Genomic DNA, 13,888 nt, shown 5'->3' with positions numbered 1-13,888 from the left:
AGCGAGTATAATACGAATTGGCTTCAAAATCTTAACAATCACCAATAAGTTTCTAATTCTTCCATGGTTTTATATTGTTATTCCGTTGCTCGACTTATCGCCCCGCCACTATCGTGATGAATGAGGATTCCATTATTCATTGGCAGGAGACGGACGGGGAGAAGTCCGCACGCTGGCGTTCGGAAAAAGGGTTACCCGCACCGAAACGGGTACAGGTTATTGATGATCGCATGCCCGCAGATAGCGCCTACCGGCTGGCATGCGAAGGAACCGCATTGCTTTGGCGCGGGGATTTCCAGAATGCGCGTCAACTGTTGCACGCCATGGCACGGCGTGCCGATAAAATAAAATCGGGAAAACCGAAACAATCGGCCACATCACCCGCCGAGGCGTTTCACCGCCATCGCCTGACACAATCGCAACGCGCCCGCATACTGGAAAAACTGCTGATTCCTTTTAACGCCGATCACAGTATTCCGTTGCGCCGCGCACCCGATGTGCATGCTGCATGTCTCGAAGTTAATGATTCAAACACGGAACCTTACGTCGCATCACTGCGTGAATTGCTAGGATTAATCGGCGCGCACGAATGGCGCAAAAAAGGCATTCAGATTCCGGCATTGGGTGTCGCGATTCATCCGCATTACGGGGTTTTTGCGCCGATTCGCAACGAGTATGTTCAATTGATTGCTCAAGCGCCGATTCCCGAACTGCTGGCAACAGAATCCACAGCATTTGATATCGGCACCGGAACCGGTGTATTAGCGGCAGCGCTCGCGTTACGGGGAGTTCGGAATATCACCGCAACCGATCAGGATACGCGCGCATTGAACTGCGCGCGTGACAATCTGACGCGCTTGAATATGCTAAATCAGGTTGAATTAGTGCAAGCCGATCTTTTTCCGCAACGGCAAGCGGCACTGATCGTATGTAATCCGCCCTGGATTCCGGCACGTCCCAGCTCACCGTTGGAACATGCCATCTTCGATCCGGATAGCCGTATGCTGCGCGGATTTCTGCAGGGACTCAACGCGCATTTGCTGCCCGGAGGTGAGGGCTGGCTGATCCTGTCTGATTTTGCCGAACATCTGGGCTTGCGCACGCGCGAGGAATTGCTGACCGCAATTGATGCAGCTCATTTGAAAGTTCTGGGTAAATCGGATGTGAAACCGCATCATCCGCGTGTTTCGGATACCCGTGACCCACTGCATACTGCCCGTAACGCGGAACTTACATCGCTGTGGCGGCTTACCACCCAATAATTGGCCACACGTTCACAATTCGGTATATTTTTTCGCACTACCTCGTGATTTTTCAACCGGATACTTCAGTGTATTCTGCTCAATTTTCTGCAGTACGATTTGCTTCACATCCAAATCGTATTTTTCCGCCAACAGCAAAGCAAATGCGATAACGTCAGCCAGTTCCTCCCTTACCTTATCGATATCCGCTTGCTCGGAAGCTTTCCACAGAAAAGCCTCGAGCAATTCTGCAGCCTCAATATTCAACGCCAATGCAAGATCCTTGGCATTATGAAACTGCGCCCAATCCCGCTCATCACGAAATTTAAGGAGCGCCTGGGTGATTTCTTTAATGTCGCTCACACGAGATCCTATCTGCGGTAATAAATCGCGGCATGAATAATAATTGACTCCTCACCCTATTTGGATAATTCTCGCTATGGAAGGAACCCCCGAGGCATTCCAGACAAATAGCAAATAATAACCCGGTGGCGCTAGATTGGGTGATGCGGGTGACTGCACCGTCACGATGTTTGCCGCCTCTGAAACCGGCAGATCAAAAAACCGGGTTTCCTGGTTAAATGCATGCGTGACTGCGCCAGCACGTACCAATGTTACTCTTGCAATGCTTTCGCTCGCTTCGACTGAAAATTGCTGATCCCAGCTTACCCGTGTTGTCGGCGCATCAATAATATCCGGGCGCAGCGCAAATTCGCCGCTGCCATCTGTCTTGAATAAATAAGGCGGGTAATAAATCTCACCATTGAGCTGTGTCAACGGGCCTTGCGCACCGCCACCCCCGGTAATTACCGTTCCATCCAGAAGCAGAAGGGACGCGGAGTGATACAAACGCGCCGTGGCCGCGCTTGCAACGGTTTTCCATGTATTCGTATCCGGATCCCATAGTTCCGTATCCAGCGCGGCACCCCCCAAATCGTTACCTGTCGATGAACCGCCATTGACCCAAACCTGGCCATTCGCCAGCACGGTTGCCGTGCCAAACTGGCGGTCTTTTACCAAATAACCTGCGGCAGAAACCGCAGGTTTAACAGGATCGTTGAGATCAACAATAACTGCTTTACGATACTTACGGATGGTAAGGATCTTTCCAGGCGCATACATCACACTCGATAAACTGGCTTGGCTCGGCTCAATCTTAGTGCTGTATTTCATCAACACACCCTCACCGGAGGTATCCAGGCTATACATCTTTCCGTCGGGGGCAAGAATAAACAGATTTCCCTGAGGATTGACCCAAGCTCTTGGGTAAAACCAAGAGGCAGCTCCCAATGCACCATATGCATAATCGCTGGATGCCGAACTGAGCGTGCGCCAACTCCCATCAACCGCGCGCACTTCAGGTATCGGTGAAAATGTAGCCACCGTTGCGGGAATCTTTTTTGTTCCTTTATAAAACCTATCGTTGCGCCCACCCAGCACAGCATGTTCACCATTGGGAAGCGTAACCGCCGTCGCATACCAACGCTTGAACGCCATGCTTTGGGTCTGGCGCACTAGCGTATCCGTAGCGGGATCAAAAATATTTACATCGTTATTGGCATAGTTTCGAATATTATTTACCCGCGCATCACCTCCGAGGATGAGCGCCTGACCGCTCCCAGGAATATGCGCTTGCCCCGCGCAAAAAATATCAGTATCAGTCGTATTGGGTAATACTTCGAATGCATCCATCCCGGTTCCCATCGATGGATCCCAAATCACATAATGCATTTTACCGCCTTGCGTACCATTCGTATTGGAACCGTATGCAAACACCCTTCCATCCGGCATAAGCATCATGGCCGTGGGAATAATCGGCCAATCATGTATGGGACCAAATTCGCCCTCGCTATGCGCCGTTGACTCTGACGCAACGGGCGATGACACGCCACCGAATCCCGGCAGCAGCCACATCAAGCTGAAAAAAAACAGCGCTTTCAGATACCTTTCTCGCTGCGCAAAAGGAAAAAACCTAACTGTGATCATCCAATATCCCCACTATCCAATTCATCATTACTCAACCAACGCACAGTTCGTTTCACTTGTTGATTCGATCAACATACCACCCGTGAACCGTTAATACCGCATATAGTACACAGGTTGCGTTGAGGATGATAAAGAAGATTGTCACTGATTAGATAAGAGAAATGTCCTACTCCATAGCGCTGAAAAGTGCCAATAGGATGGATAAAAAAACGGGCTTTGGTTGGATACTGACTAAAAACGGATGCGCAATGACTGAGCAAGACTGTTCAGTAGGGATAATCCTCCCAAGCTTTGGAGGAAAAAATCAGATTCATTCCATCAATTCTTGCTTGATACCTTTCCCTGCTTCAAGCTCAGCAATGGACCCCAGTAAATTCCATGCATTGGCAAGAGAACGCAACAAATAAATTGTCTCTTCCATTGCCTGATAATCTTCCAAAGAAATCATTACTACGGGCGCTTCTCTTTTGCGTGTAATAATCACTGGTGCATGGTCATTGCAAACTTGCTCCATTATTTTGGCTAAATTGGCATGCGCAATCGCGTAACTAATAGTACTCATAGGAATATCATTTAAAAATTAGATAGCTTAGCATGCAAAATTTAGGTTACGAATGTTGAAATCGATCCGAGCCTACTCATCAGATCGATAACTTTTAAACCGATTTTATGTATCGAATATTTAAGCTCAATGAGTTGCAAGAGATGACAAGAATATTAAAAACATATTTAATCTGCTATCTTATTCGATACCGATTTAATTGCCCGACTAGCTTCACTATAACGTTTCTTTCTTTGAAGGTCATGTAGACGCTCCTGTGCAATAACAAGAATTGCTTCTTTTAAAGCTTCAAAACTATCTAAACACTGTTTTTCCGTTAATTCATGAATTCCACGACTTAGGATGCTATAAAGCTCAGGGTGTTGAATAATAAATAAAGGAAGAAAATTTTTTAACTTGGAAACTTTTTCTTTCATTACTCTTTGCTGATAATCTCTCTCATCCCAATCAGTCTCTTTTTTAGCCTCTTGATGTGCTTCTTCAATTAAAAATTCGAATACTCTTCGCAAATACACATATGAACCGATACCAACTCCATGCGCAGTCAGGCCTATTGCTCTATTAAACTCCTTTAGTCGATCATCACCAAGCACCTCCTTAAGTTGTTTAGTATTACCAATCGCCAAATCAGCTAAAGAAGGATATTGCCCGATTTTGATAATAGAACTGTTCCGTGAAACAAAATGAAAATAGATAATGTGTTTCGCTCGTGTACATTCAATCGCTTTAGAAAAAGCTGGCAGTTTCCAAATACTGTCTTTTATCGGTGAAAATCTTGTAATTCTTGTTGGAGAGACAACCGTTCTATTAAGAGCTTGCTCTTTCAACAACTTTTGAGAAGATTCAGAAACAATAGCATGGAATGTTGCATTTTTCTCGCATTCTGGGCAATAGCTATCGATTGTTTTTCCATACAAAAGAATTGCTTGAATTGCTTTTTCAACCCCTGAATCTACTGTCACAGCTGTATACAATGGAAGTTCAAGCAACCAGTTTTCAATAGGAAATCCTACGGTAGTCATAGTTTATTCTCACCTAGCTCGGAACACACCACACTTTATTTTTCCCAATCTCTTCATGTACCCACACCGGATCAAGGTCTGCGCCATTCGGCCAAGTGAGTGCGCCGAGTTCTATGCGAACCTGATTGAATAATTTTTTATCTTGCAGCGCAGCAAATATACCCGCCAGTTCGCTGGAAATTAGTTGCGACATATCGACAATACCGGTCGTACCATCGTTACAGGTAACAGAGAGACAATAATTAGGCAGCACAGTAACGGTGCGTACGCGCCATGGTGCCGACGCTGTTATTCCAGCGGCGCAATTTTCTTGGGTAATTGTTTCTGTTGACATTGGTTCCAATCCTCCATTAATTCAGCTCGATGCTGTACTGCCCATTCCAATACCAGAGCATGTGCACGTTTCGGTAGACTACCTTTAATGATTTCCAGTGTTCGAATGTCAATCAATGCTTCGTATTCCGCATACAGTGCATGAAAATGCGGTGGGCCATGTTCCCGCCAAAACATTTGGATCACTATCCCAAAAAATTGGCTGATTGTTGGCATATTGCTTTCCGTTTTTTATCGTTCTCTCTGCGGGTAGAAGGCAGACCCGAATATCATCGACTAATCGGCTTATACCGTATCCGTTTCGGTTTCGCGCCTTCTTCACCCAGACGGTTTCTCTTGTCGGCTTCGTATTCCTGATAATTACCGTTGAAGAATGTCCATTGCGATTCGCCTTCGGCGGCGAGGATGTGCGTGGCGATGCGGTCGAGGAACCAGCGGTCGTGCGAGATGACCAGCACGCAACCGGCGAATTCAAGCAGCGCGTCCTCCAACGCGCGCAGCGTTTCCACATCGAGATCGTTGGAGGGCTCGTCGAGCAGCAGCACGTTACCGCCCGCGATCAAGGTTTGCGCCAGATGCAGGCGGCCGCGTTCACCGCCGGAGAGTTGGCCAATGACCTTTTGCTGATCGCCACCCTTGAAGTTGAAACGCCCCAGATAAGCGCGTGCCGGTGTCGTGTACTTGCCCACCACCAGCAAATCGTTGCCGCCGGAAATGGCTTCGAAAACAGTCTTGTCGTTTTCCAGCGAATCACGCGCTTGATCGACATGTGCAATCTGCACCGTGTGACCGATTTTCACTGTGCCGGAATCCGCCTGTTCCTTGCCGGTAATCAGTTTGAACAAAGTCGATTTACCCGCGCCGTTCGGGCCGATAATGCCAACGATCGCGCCCGGCGGTACCTTGAAACTCAGATTGTCGATCAGTAAGCGGTCACCGTAGGATTTGGATACACCGTCAAACTCGATGACCTCATTACCCAAGCGCTCGCCGACGGGAATGAAAATTTCCTGGGTTTCGTTGCGTTTTTGATAATCCTGCGAATTGAGTTCTTCAAAGCGGGCAATACGCGCTTTGGATTTGGCCTGACGGCCTTTCGGATTTTGTCGCACCCATTCCAGCTCCTGTTTCATCGCCTTCATGTGCGCATCGATCTGCTTGTTTTCCTGTTCCAGCCGGGCTTCTTTTTGCTCCAACCAACTGGAATAATTGCCTTTCCACGGAATGCCGTGGCCGCGGTCGAGCTCCAATATCCATTCAGCGGCGTTATCGAGGAAGTAACGATCATGGGTCACCGCCACCACCGTGCCGGGAAAACGCACCAAAAATTGCTCCAGCCACTCGACCGATTCCGCATCCAGGTGGTTGGTTGGTTCGTCCAGCAACAGCATATCCGGTTTTTCCAGCAGCAGTTTGCACAGCGCCACGCGGCGCTTTTCTCCACCGGACAAATGCTTGACTACCGCATCCCACGGCGGCAAACGCAACGCATCAGCAGCGATCTCCATCTGATTCGCCGTATCGCTGCCAGAGGTCGCGATGATGGCTTCCAGGCGCGCCTGTTCTTCGGCCAGAGCATCGAAATCCGCACCTTCTTCAGCATAGGCAGCGTACACTTCGTCCAGTTTCTTCTGTGCCTGCGTTACTTCGCCCATGCCTTCTTCCACTTCCTCGCGCACGGTGTGCTCAGGGTTCAGTTGCGGCTCCTGCGGCAGATAACCAACGCGGATATTGGGCAGGCGCTGCACCTCGCCGTCAAACTCCTTATCCGCACCGGCCATGATGCGCAGCACGGTCGATTTACCGGAGCCGTTCAATCCGAGCAAGCCGATCTTGGCGCCGGGGAAAAAACTAAGCGAGATATCTTTGATGATCTGACGTTTGGGTGGAACCATTTTGCTCACGCGGAGCATCGACATTACATATTGGGCCATGAGTTAAATTATCGTATTTGATGAAAAAAAGGTTATAAATACTTAAAACAATAATGAAAGAGTGTAACGCACGCGCTTGAGCATTGAAAGCAGGGGCGCCGGATTATCGTTAATCGCCGATGCGACGGATCGACACGAATTTATGGTTTTCATCAAAAACCAGTTCAAACGTGCCATAAACGCCTTGGTTCTGTACCACGGAACGCAACACATTGGCCGGGAAATGAATGATGCGGCCATCCGTGGTTGCCGCCGCCACCGTATCGACTTCACCCTCGTAGTAGTATAAAAGCTGATACGCAGGAATTTTGAGTACAACCCGTAACCGCTGATACATCGGCACCCTCACTGATTTCAAGGAATCATTGTCAAAACCTCTCACCCTCTTCCAGATAACACCACTGGCCTTCGGGTAGATTACCCAGTTTGACTTTGCCGATGCGCACCCGCTTCAAGCCGGTCACTTTCAGATTAACCAGTTCGCACATGCGGCGGATTTGGCGTTTTTTTCCTTCCTGCAGGATAAAGCGCAGTTGATCCTGATTTTGCCATGTCACGTTTGCCGGTTTCAATGGTTGGCCGTCCAGGTTAAGCCCATGATTCAGCAGCGCCAGTTTTTCCCTCGGTAAAACACCTTCAACCCGCACCAGATATTCCTTTTCGATATTGGAATCCTCACCGATCAGTTGCTTGGCAATGCGTCCATCCTGTGTCAACACCAGCAAACCTTGCGAATCGATATCCAGACGCCCGGCAGGCGCTAGGTTTTTTAAATGCGACGGCTGAAATCGCTTGTTTGGTTGCGCCGGTTGCTTGGGAATAAACTGATTTTCCGGTTTGATCAGCACAATAGCCGGCCGGTAACCCGGTTCCGGCTGCCCGGACACATAGCCAACCGGCTTGTTGAGCAAGATTGTAACCAGACTGATTTGCTGCGCTTGCGCCGCTTTGTTCAATTTGATCTTTTGTGTGGGATAAATCTTAGTGCCCAGCTCGGAAATCTGCTCACCATCGACAAACACCCATCCCAACTCAATATAGCGATCCGCTTCACGGCGCGAGCATAGGCCTTGTTCGGACATCAGTTTTGATAAGCGAATTTTCTCCATGAAGCGTTATAATGTTGGTAGTAAAAAGAATGAATGGGAAATTTGCATTACCTTTATTATAAAGGTAATCAAACGATCGTTTTTAATAACATTATCAGGAGCATTTTATGGAAACTACCGCAGCCATATTGGAAAAAGCGCATCAACGCGCCGAAGAAATGGAGCTTCCCTACAAAGGCGCATTACTCCCGATGGAAGCTTATCGAATTTTACAAGAATCGACTCGCGCACAATTGGTCGATGTGCGCACCCGCGCTGAACTGGACTGGGTCGGACGCATTCCCGGCGCAACAGAAATTGAATTGCGCGCTTATCCCGGCATGCAACCTAACGCAGATTTTCTCGGCCGGCTCGCAAGCCTTACCAATAAATCGCAGCCGGTACTGTTCATCTGTCGCAGTGGTTCGCGCTCGAATCAGGCCGCTATTATGGCCACACAAAGCGGTTTTACCGATTGTTATAACATCCTCGAAGGATTTGAAGGCGATATGGATGACAGCGGTCAGCGCGGCAAGGTATCCGGTTGGAAAGTGGCAGGGCTGCCGTGGGTACAGAGCTAAAATAAGCCTACTCGGGAGGTTGCTCCCGAGATTTTATTTCTTCAAATTAATTATCTCGTCATACTTTACATTTCCGACCAGCCAATCACACCGGTATACGCGGTAACCAGAATGACAATACCAAACACGATGCGGTACCACGCAAAAACGGTGAAATCATGATTGCTGATGAAGCGTATGAGTCCGCGGATCGCCACGAGTGCGCTGAAGAATGCACCCAGGAAGCCGACAGCGAACATACTTATATCACCCCATTCCAGGATTGCGCGGTTTTTATAGACATCATAAAAAGTAGCGGCGAACATGATGGGGATGGCCAGGAAAAAAGAAAACTCGGCGGCAGCTTTGCGCGACAAACCGAAAAGCAAACCGCCAATAATGGTCGCTCCCGAGCGCGATGTGCCTGGAATCAGCGCCAGACATTGGGCCATACCCACTTTCAGCGCGTGTTTCCAATCCATGTCATCGATCTGTTCCACATCAATTACATGATCCCTGCGCTCCGCCCATAAAATCACCACACCGCCGATGACGAGCGCCGTAGCCACTGATAAGGGATTAAACAAATATTGCTTGATCACATCAATAAACAGCAAACCCATGACGGCTGCAGGCATGAACGCAATGAACAGGTTCAGCACAAATCGATTGGATGAAGCATCTGAACCGATCCCCCTCACGATACCCGCTATTTTCTTACGATATTCCCAGCACACGGCCAGAATGGCGCCCAGTTGTATCGCAATGGTAAACACCTTGCTTTTATCATCGTTAAAATCAAGTAAATCGCCGAACAAAATCAAATGGCCAGTGGAAGAAATCGGCAGAAATTCGGTCAATCCTTCAACCACGCCGAGGATCAGCGCTTTAAACAATAATATGAAATCCATCGGCGTGTTTGTTGGGTTATATCAATTTGATCGGGGACAGCGTGATTACAATTTACTGTAAATCTCAGCACCTTTTTCCTTGAATTCAGCTGATTTTTGTTCCATACCCAGCTTTAACACCTCTTCTTCCGCCACGCCCTGATTGGCGGCATATTCCCGGACATCCTGGGTAATCTTCATGGAACAAAAATGCGGACCGCACATCGAGCAGAAATGCGCCACTTTGGCGCCATCCTGTGGCAAGGTTTCATCATGGAATTGCTGTGCCTTATCAGGATCGAGGCTAAGATTGAACTGATCTTCCCAGCGGAATTCAAAACGTGCCTTGGACAACGCATTATCGCGGATTTGCGCACCGGGATGCCCTTTCGCCAGATCGGCCGCATGCGCGGCGATTTTGTAGGTGATGATACCATCCTTGACATCGTCCTTGTCCGGCAAACCCAGATGCTCCTTCGGCGTCACATAGCACAACATCGCGGTGCCGTACCACCCGATCATGGCCGCGCCGATGGCGGATGTAATATGATCATAGCCGGGTGCAATATCGGTCGTCAGCGGACCGAGCGTATAAAAAGGCGCTTCATCGCAGTGTTTCAGTTGCAGATCCATATTTTCCTTGATCAAGTGCATCGGCACATGACCGGGACCTTCGATCATGGTTTGTACATCATGTTTCCAGGCAATTTTGGTCAATTCACCCAGTGTTTTCAGTTCGGCAAACTGCGCTTCGTCGTTGGCATCGTAAATGGAACCGGGACGCAGCCCATCACCCAGTGAGAAACTGACATCATAGGCTTTCATGATCTCGCAGATGTCTTCAAAATGCGTGTACAGAAAGCTTTCCTGATGATGCGCCAAACACCATTTCGCCATGATCGAGCCGCCGCGCGATACGATACCGGTCATGCGTTTTGCAGTCATCGGCACATACGCCAAACGTACACCGGCATGGATGGTGAAGTAATCGACACCTTGCTCGGCCTGTTCGATCAACGTATCGCGGAAAATCTCCCAGGTCAGCTCTTCGGCTTTGCCATCGACTTTTTCCAATGCCTGATAAATCGGCACGGTACCGATCGGCACCGGGCTGTTGCGGATGATCCACTCGCGCGTTTCGTGAATATTCTTACCGGTGGAAAGATCCATCACTGTATCGCCGCCCCAGCGGATCGCCCAGGTCATTTTTTCCACTTCTTCCTGAATGCTCGATCCCAAAGCGGAATTACCGATATTGGCATTGATTTTCACCAGGAAATTGCGCCCGATGATCATCGGTTCGGATTCGGGGTGATTGATATTGGCCGGAATAATGGCACGCCCGCGCGCTACTTCGGCGCGGATAAACTCCGCTGTGATCATTTTCGGTAATGATGCGCCAAAATCCTGCCCCGGATGCTGTCGCGTCAACAATTCATGATTTTGCACATTAAGCGCTTCCACGCGCTGATTCTCACGGATGGCAATATATTCCATTTCCGGTGTTATGATGCCGCGGCGCGCGTAATGCATTTGCGTGACATTCAAGCCTGCCATGGCCCGGCGCGGCTGGCGCTGCAGGTTAAAACGCATATCCGCCAGTTTGGGATCCTGCAAGCGCGCTTGGCTATAGGCAGAATTATGACTGGCCAGAATTTCGGTATCATCCCGCTCAGCAATCCATTTTTCCCGCAATGCAGGCAACCCAGAACGGATATCGATTTTTACCGCAGGATCGGTATACGGACCGGAGGTATCGTAAACCCAGATCGGTGGATTTTTTTCTCCGCCCATGCTGGTCGTCGTATTACTCTGACGAATTTCTCGCATCGGCACTTGTATATCCGGGCGAGAGCCTTGTACATAGATTTTGCGTGAATTCGGCAGCGGCTTTACGGCAGCCTCATCGACTTGAGCGGTTGCGCTCAAAAAATTTTTTGGATTTAAAACTGTAATGCTCATAATATAAATGCTCCTTAGAAATGCCATAAAGAGCGAGGGAATCAATCCCAGCTTCCCTACGGCGGCATTATCCGCGTCAGGTATTAAGGGACTTTCTCACCAGATTATCAGACAATTCTGAAAACGGACCCCTAGCTGATGCTGTGAAGCTAATGGAAATGTGAAATAATTGCAAGTCTAAAGTTAATTTAACAATATGGAATAGAAATGGATCTTGAGCAAACGCGATTTAATATGGTGGCACAGCAAATCCGCACATGGTATGTCCTGGATGATACTGTGCTTGATTTGTTGTACAAAATAAAACGTGAAGAATTCGTGCCTGCGGAAAATCTTGCGATGGCTTTTGTCGATATGGAAGTTCCATTGGGTTTTGGACAAGTCATGCTGACGCCGAAAATGGAAGCGCGCATATTGCAGGAACTACATATCCGGAAAACTGACAAAATCCTCGAAGTCGGCAGCGGCAGCGGGTACATGACAGCACTTCTGGCTGACAAAGGCGCGCATGTCTATAGTGTTGAAATCATCCCCGAACTGAAAGCAATGGCGGAAAAAAACCTCAAAGCGCACGGGATTACCAACGTCACTTTGGAACAAGGCGATGCAGCCCGCAGCTGGCCTCAGCATGAACCCTACGATGTCATTGTACTGACCGCATCCACGCCGGTTTTACCCGATGCCTTTAAAAACAGTCTGAATCCGGGGGGACGGCTGTTTGCGATAGTGGGTGAAGATCCGGTCATGGAGGCCTTATTGATCACTTGCGTGGCTCCCGGTGAATTTACCACTACCGTGTTGTTTGAAACCAGTACGGTTCCGTTTATCAATGCGCAGCAACCATCAAGGTTTACCTTTTGAGTATCGAAGCAATTACGTCTGTCATCGAACATAGCGATCCATTCATTGCCGAATCTTCATCAACTCCGGATTTATATCGGAACCATCCATGAAATTCTTGTCATTGGTTTTTGCTCTCTCGATAGGCGCCTTATCACTTTCTATCTCCACGCTGCAGGCTGCGGATCTGATGAGTGTTTATCAAGAAGCGTTGGCGCAAGACTCGCAATATCGCTCAGCCCGAGCAGCTTATCAGGCGACACAGGAAAAATTGGTACAAGGCAGAGCCGGGTTTTTACCCACCATCACGCTCACAGGGTCACGCACCGTTCAAGAGGTGAACGCAGGCAGCTTAATCAGCTCCGCAACGAACAGCAACATCGATCCTGCGCCGGTCACCATTCAATCCCGTGGCGTAACGATAACCGCCACGCAACCGTTGTTCCGGATGGAAAATATTGTGATCTATCAGCAATCAAAAACTGAAGTCAGCAGAGCTGATGCACAATTTATCGTAGCCGGACAAGATTTGATTTTGCGTGTCGCTCAGGCATATTTTGACGTATTGGATGCGCAAATCGATGTTGAGGTCGCCGAAGCGCAAAAAACAGCCATTCTGAGGCAACTCGAACAAGCCAAACGCAATTTTGAAGTGGGCGTATCCACTATCGTAGACACCAACGAGGCACAGGCACGGCATGATCTCACTGCATCACAGGAAATTGCTGCGCGTAATGCACTGGAAATTCGCAAACGCACGCTACAAGGGATTATTGATCGTTTTCCTGAAAATCTGATGAATGCAAAGGAAATTGCTTCAGACCTGGACAAATTAACTTACACCGGCATGGATGAATGGGTTCATGCCGCTGAAGAAAAAAACTTTGCATTAAAAATTCAACAGGCGGCGTATGAAATCGCTACTCAGGAAGTAAAGAGAATCTGGTCACAGCATTACCCCACCGTGGATCTGGTCGCACAATACAGTGATCAAACGGGTGTCGGTGGCGCGATTACCGGCCGCGGCATCGATCTGATTTCCAAGTCCATCGGTGTCCAGCTTAATGTCCCTCTGTTTCAGGGATTTTCTGTACAATCCCGTGTCCGTGAAGCGCTGGCGAACCAGAATCGGGCCTTACATGATCTGGAAACCATCCGGCGCAATACCATCTTACAAGCCCGCCAGCAATTTCTCAATGTAACCAATGGCATTGCTCAGGTTAAAGCGCTCAAGCAAGCGTTGATCTCCAGCCAAAGTCAATTGGATTCCACCATGCTTGGACAAGAAGTCGGTGTCAGAACCGAAGTCGATGTGCTGAATGCACAGCAACAACTCTATTCTGCCAAGCGCGATCTGGCCAAGGCGTATCACGGCTATCTGATGTCAAGACTACGCCTGAGCGCAGAGGCCGGTGAACTGGATGAGGATACGCTCATACGAATTAACGCAATGCTCACCCAGTAATTGGC

15 protein-coding genes and 1 riboswitch are annotated in these 13,888 nt (G+C 48.7%); of the genes, 4 read left to right on the top strand and 11 right to left on the bottom strand.

Annotation, left to right across the window (positions count from 1 at the left end; genetic code table 11):
- Positions 1–116 precede the first annotated feature (116 nt).
- Positions 117–1,262, top strand: a complete 1,146-nt coding sequence (locus CPG39_RS09870; RefSeq protein WP_096293171.1) for a methyltransferase — start codon at positions 117–119, stop codon at positions 1,260–1,262.
- A 12-nt stretch (positions 1,263–1,274) separates the two neighbouring features.
- On the opposite strand, the gene CPG39_RS09865 is transcribed toward CPG39_RS09870, so the two are convergent.
- The 9 genes from CPG39_RS09865 to CPG39_RS09825 form a co-directional block, all read right to left on the bottom strand.
- Positions 1,275–1,604, bottom strand: a complete 330-nt coding sequence (locus tag CPG39_RS09865; protein WP_096293169.1) for a nucleotide pyrophosphohydrolase — start codon at positions 1,602–1,604, stop codon at positions 1,275–1,277.
- 51 nt (positions 1,605–1,655) lie between these two features.
- The gene (locus CPG39_RS09860; protein WP_096293168.1) at positions 1,656–3,227 is read right to left on the bottom strand and encodes a galactose oxidase-like domain-containing protein; all 1,572 of its coding nucleotides are present in this window, start codon (positions 3,225–3,227) and stop codon (positions 1,656–1,658) included.
- 310 nt (positions 3,228–3,537) lie between these two features.
- The gene (locus CPG39_RS09855) at positions 3,538–3,789 is read right to left on the bottom strand and encodes a type II toxin-antitoxin system Phd/YefM family antitoxin (protein WP_096293167.1); all 252 of its coding nucleotides are present in this window, start codon (positions 3,787–3,789) and stop codon (positions 3,538–3,540) included.
- 167 nt (positions 3,790–3,956) lie between these two features.
- Complete coding sequence (locus CPG39_RS09850) at positions 3,957–4,811, bottom strand: hypothetical protein (RefSeq protein WP_096293166.1); 855 nt, start codon at positions 4,809–4,811, stop codon at positions 3,957–3,959.
- A 13-nt stretch (positions 4,812–4,824) separates the two neighbouring features.
- Complete coding sequence (locus CPG39_RS09845; protein ID WP_172424107.1) at positions 4,825–5,145, bottom strand: DUF2442 domain-containing protein; 321 nt, start codon at positions 5,143–5,145, stop codon at positions 4,825–4,827.
- Entirely contained in the window at positions 5,100–5,360 is a 261-nt protein-coding gene (locus CPG39_RS09840; protein ID WP_096293164.1) for a DUF4160 domain-containing protein, read from the bottom strand. Before CPG39_RS09840 ends, CPG39_RS09845 begins: the two co-directional genes overlap by 46 nt.
- A 53-nt stretch (positions 5,361–5,413) precedes the next feature.
- A complete protein-coding gene (gene ettA, locus CPG39_RS09835; RefSeq protein ID WP_096293162.1) occupies positions 5,414–7,078 on the bottom strand; it encodes an energy-dependent translational throttle protein EttA in 1,665 nt (554 codons plus the stop codon).
- 109 nt (positions 7,079–7,187) lie between these two features.
- Positions 7,188–7,427 (bottom strand): DUF2835 domain-containing protein, encoded by a 240-nt coding sequence (locus CPG39_RS09830; RefSeq protein WP_231990442.1) that lies wholly within the window; start codon positions 7,425–7,427, stop codon positions 7,188–7,190.
- 19 nt (positions 7,428–7,446) lie between these two features.
- A complete protein-coding gene (locus CPG39_RS09825; RefSeq protein ID WP_096293159.1) occupies positions 7,447–8,187 on the bottom strand; it encodes a pseudouridine synthase in 741 nt (246 codons plus the stop codon).
- Positions 8,188–8,294: 107 nt separating this feature from the next.
- On the opposite strand from CPG39_RS09825, the gene CPG39_RS09820 reads away from it, so the two are divergent.
- A complete protein-coding gene (locus tag CPG39_RS09820; RefSeq protein WP_096293157.1) occupies positions 8,295–8,747 on the top strand; it encodes a rhodanese-like domain-containing protein in 453 nt (150 codons plus the stop codon).
- Positions 8,748–8,812: 65 nt separating this feature from the next.
- Here CPG39_RS09820 and CPG39_RS09815 read toward each other — a convergent pair whose 3' ends face one another.
- Together CPG39_RS09815 and thiC are read right to left on the bottom strand one after the other, a co-directional pair.
- A complete protein-coding gene (locus CPG39_RS09815) occupies positions 8,813–9,637 on the bottom strand; it encodes an undecaprenyl-diphosphate phosphatase (RefSeq protein ID WP_096293155.1) in 825 nt (274 codons plus the stop codon).
- Between the two features lie 45 nt (positions 9,638–9,682).
- Positions 9,683–11,578, bottom strand: a complete 1,896-nt coding sequence (thiC, locus tag CPG39_RS09810) for a phosphomethylpyrimidine synthase ThiC (RefSeq protein ID WP_096293153.1) — start codon at positions 11,576–11,578, stop codon at positions 9,683–9,685.
- A 36-nt stretch (positions 11,579–11,614) separates the two neighbouring features.
- Positions 11,615–11,721, bottom strand: a riboswitch (TPP riboswitch).
- A gap of 64 nt (positions 11,722–11,785) precedes the next feature.
- On the opposite strand from thiC, the gene CPG39_RS09805 reads away from it, so the two are divergent.
- Entirely contained in the window at positions 11,786–12,439 is a 654-nt protein-coding gene (locus CPG39_RS09805) for a protein-L-isoaspartate O-methyltransferase family protein (RefSeq protein ID WP_096293151.1), read from the top strand.
- Positions 12,440–12,527: 88 nt separating this feature from the next.
- Entirely contained in the window at positions 12,528–13,883 is a 1,356-nt protein-coding gene (locus CPG39_RS09800; protein ID WP_096293149.1) for a TolC family outer membrane protein, read from the top strand.
- Positions 13,884–13,888 lie beyond the last annotated feature (5 nt).

The organism is Nitrosomonas ureae (assembly GCF_900206265.1).
Taxonomy (GTDB): Bacteria; Pseudomonadota; Gammaproteobacteria; order Burkholderiales; family Nitrosomonadaceae; genus Nitrosomonas; species Nitrosomonas ureae_C.
The sequence above is the reverse complement of the archived record's forward strand: the minus strand, read 5'-3'. Positions and strand labels throughout refer to the sequence as shown.

Coding starts and splice junctions, on each gene's coding strand:
- CPG39_RS09870 (WP_096293171.1), top strand. CDS start 117: ATGAATGAGGATTCCATTATTCATTGGCAGGAGACGGACGGGGAGAAG.
- CPG39_RS09860 (WP_096293168.1), bottom strand. CDS start 3,227: ATGATCACAGTTAGGTTTTTTCCTTTTGCGCAGCGAGAAAGGTATCTG.
- CPG39_RS09855 (WP_096293167.1), bottom strand. CDS start 3,789: ATGAGTACTATTAGTTACGCGATTGCGCATGCCAATTTAGCCAAAATA.
- CPG39_RS09850 (WP_096293166.1), bottom strand. CDS start 4,811: ATGACTACCGTAGGATTTCCTATTGAAAACTGGTTGCTTGAACTTCCA.
- CPG39_RS09845 (WP_172424107.1), bottom strand. CDS start 5,145: ATGTCAACAGAAACAATTACCCAAGAAAATTGCGCCGCTGGAATAACA.
- CPG39_RS09840 (WP_096293164.1), bottom strand. CDS start 5,360: ATGCCAACAATCAGCCAATTTTTTGGGATAGTGATCCAAATGTTTTGG.
- ettA (WP_096293162.1), bottom strand. CDS start 7,078: ATGGCCCAATATGTAATGTCGATGCTCCGCGTGAGCAAAATGGTTCCA.
- CPG39_RS09825 (WP_096293159.1), bottom strand. CDS start 8,187: ATGGAGAAAATTCGCTTATCAAAACTGATGTCCGAACAAGGCCTATGC.
- CPG39_RS09820 (WP_096293157.1), top strand. CDS start 8,295: ATGGAAACTACCGCAGCCATATTGGAAAAAGCGCATCAACGCGCCGAA.
- CPG39_RS09815 (WP_096293155.1), bottom strand. CDS start 9,637: ATGGATTTCATATTATTGTTTAAAGCGCTGATCCTCGGCGTGGTTGAA.
- thiC (WP_096293153.1), bottom strand. CDS start 11,578: ATGAGCATTACAGTTTTAAATCCAAAAAATTTTTTGAGCGCAACCGCT.
- CPG39_RS09805 (WP_096293151.1), top strand. CDS start 11,786: ATGGATCTTGAGCAAACGCGATTTAATATGGTGGCACAGCAAATCCGC.
- CPG39_RS09800 (WP_096293149.1), top strand. CDS start 12,528: ATGAAATTCTTGTCATTGGTTTTTGCTCTCTCGATAGGCGCCTTATCA.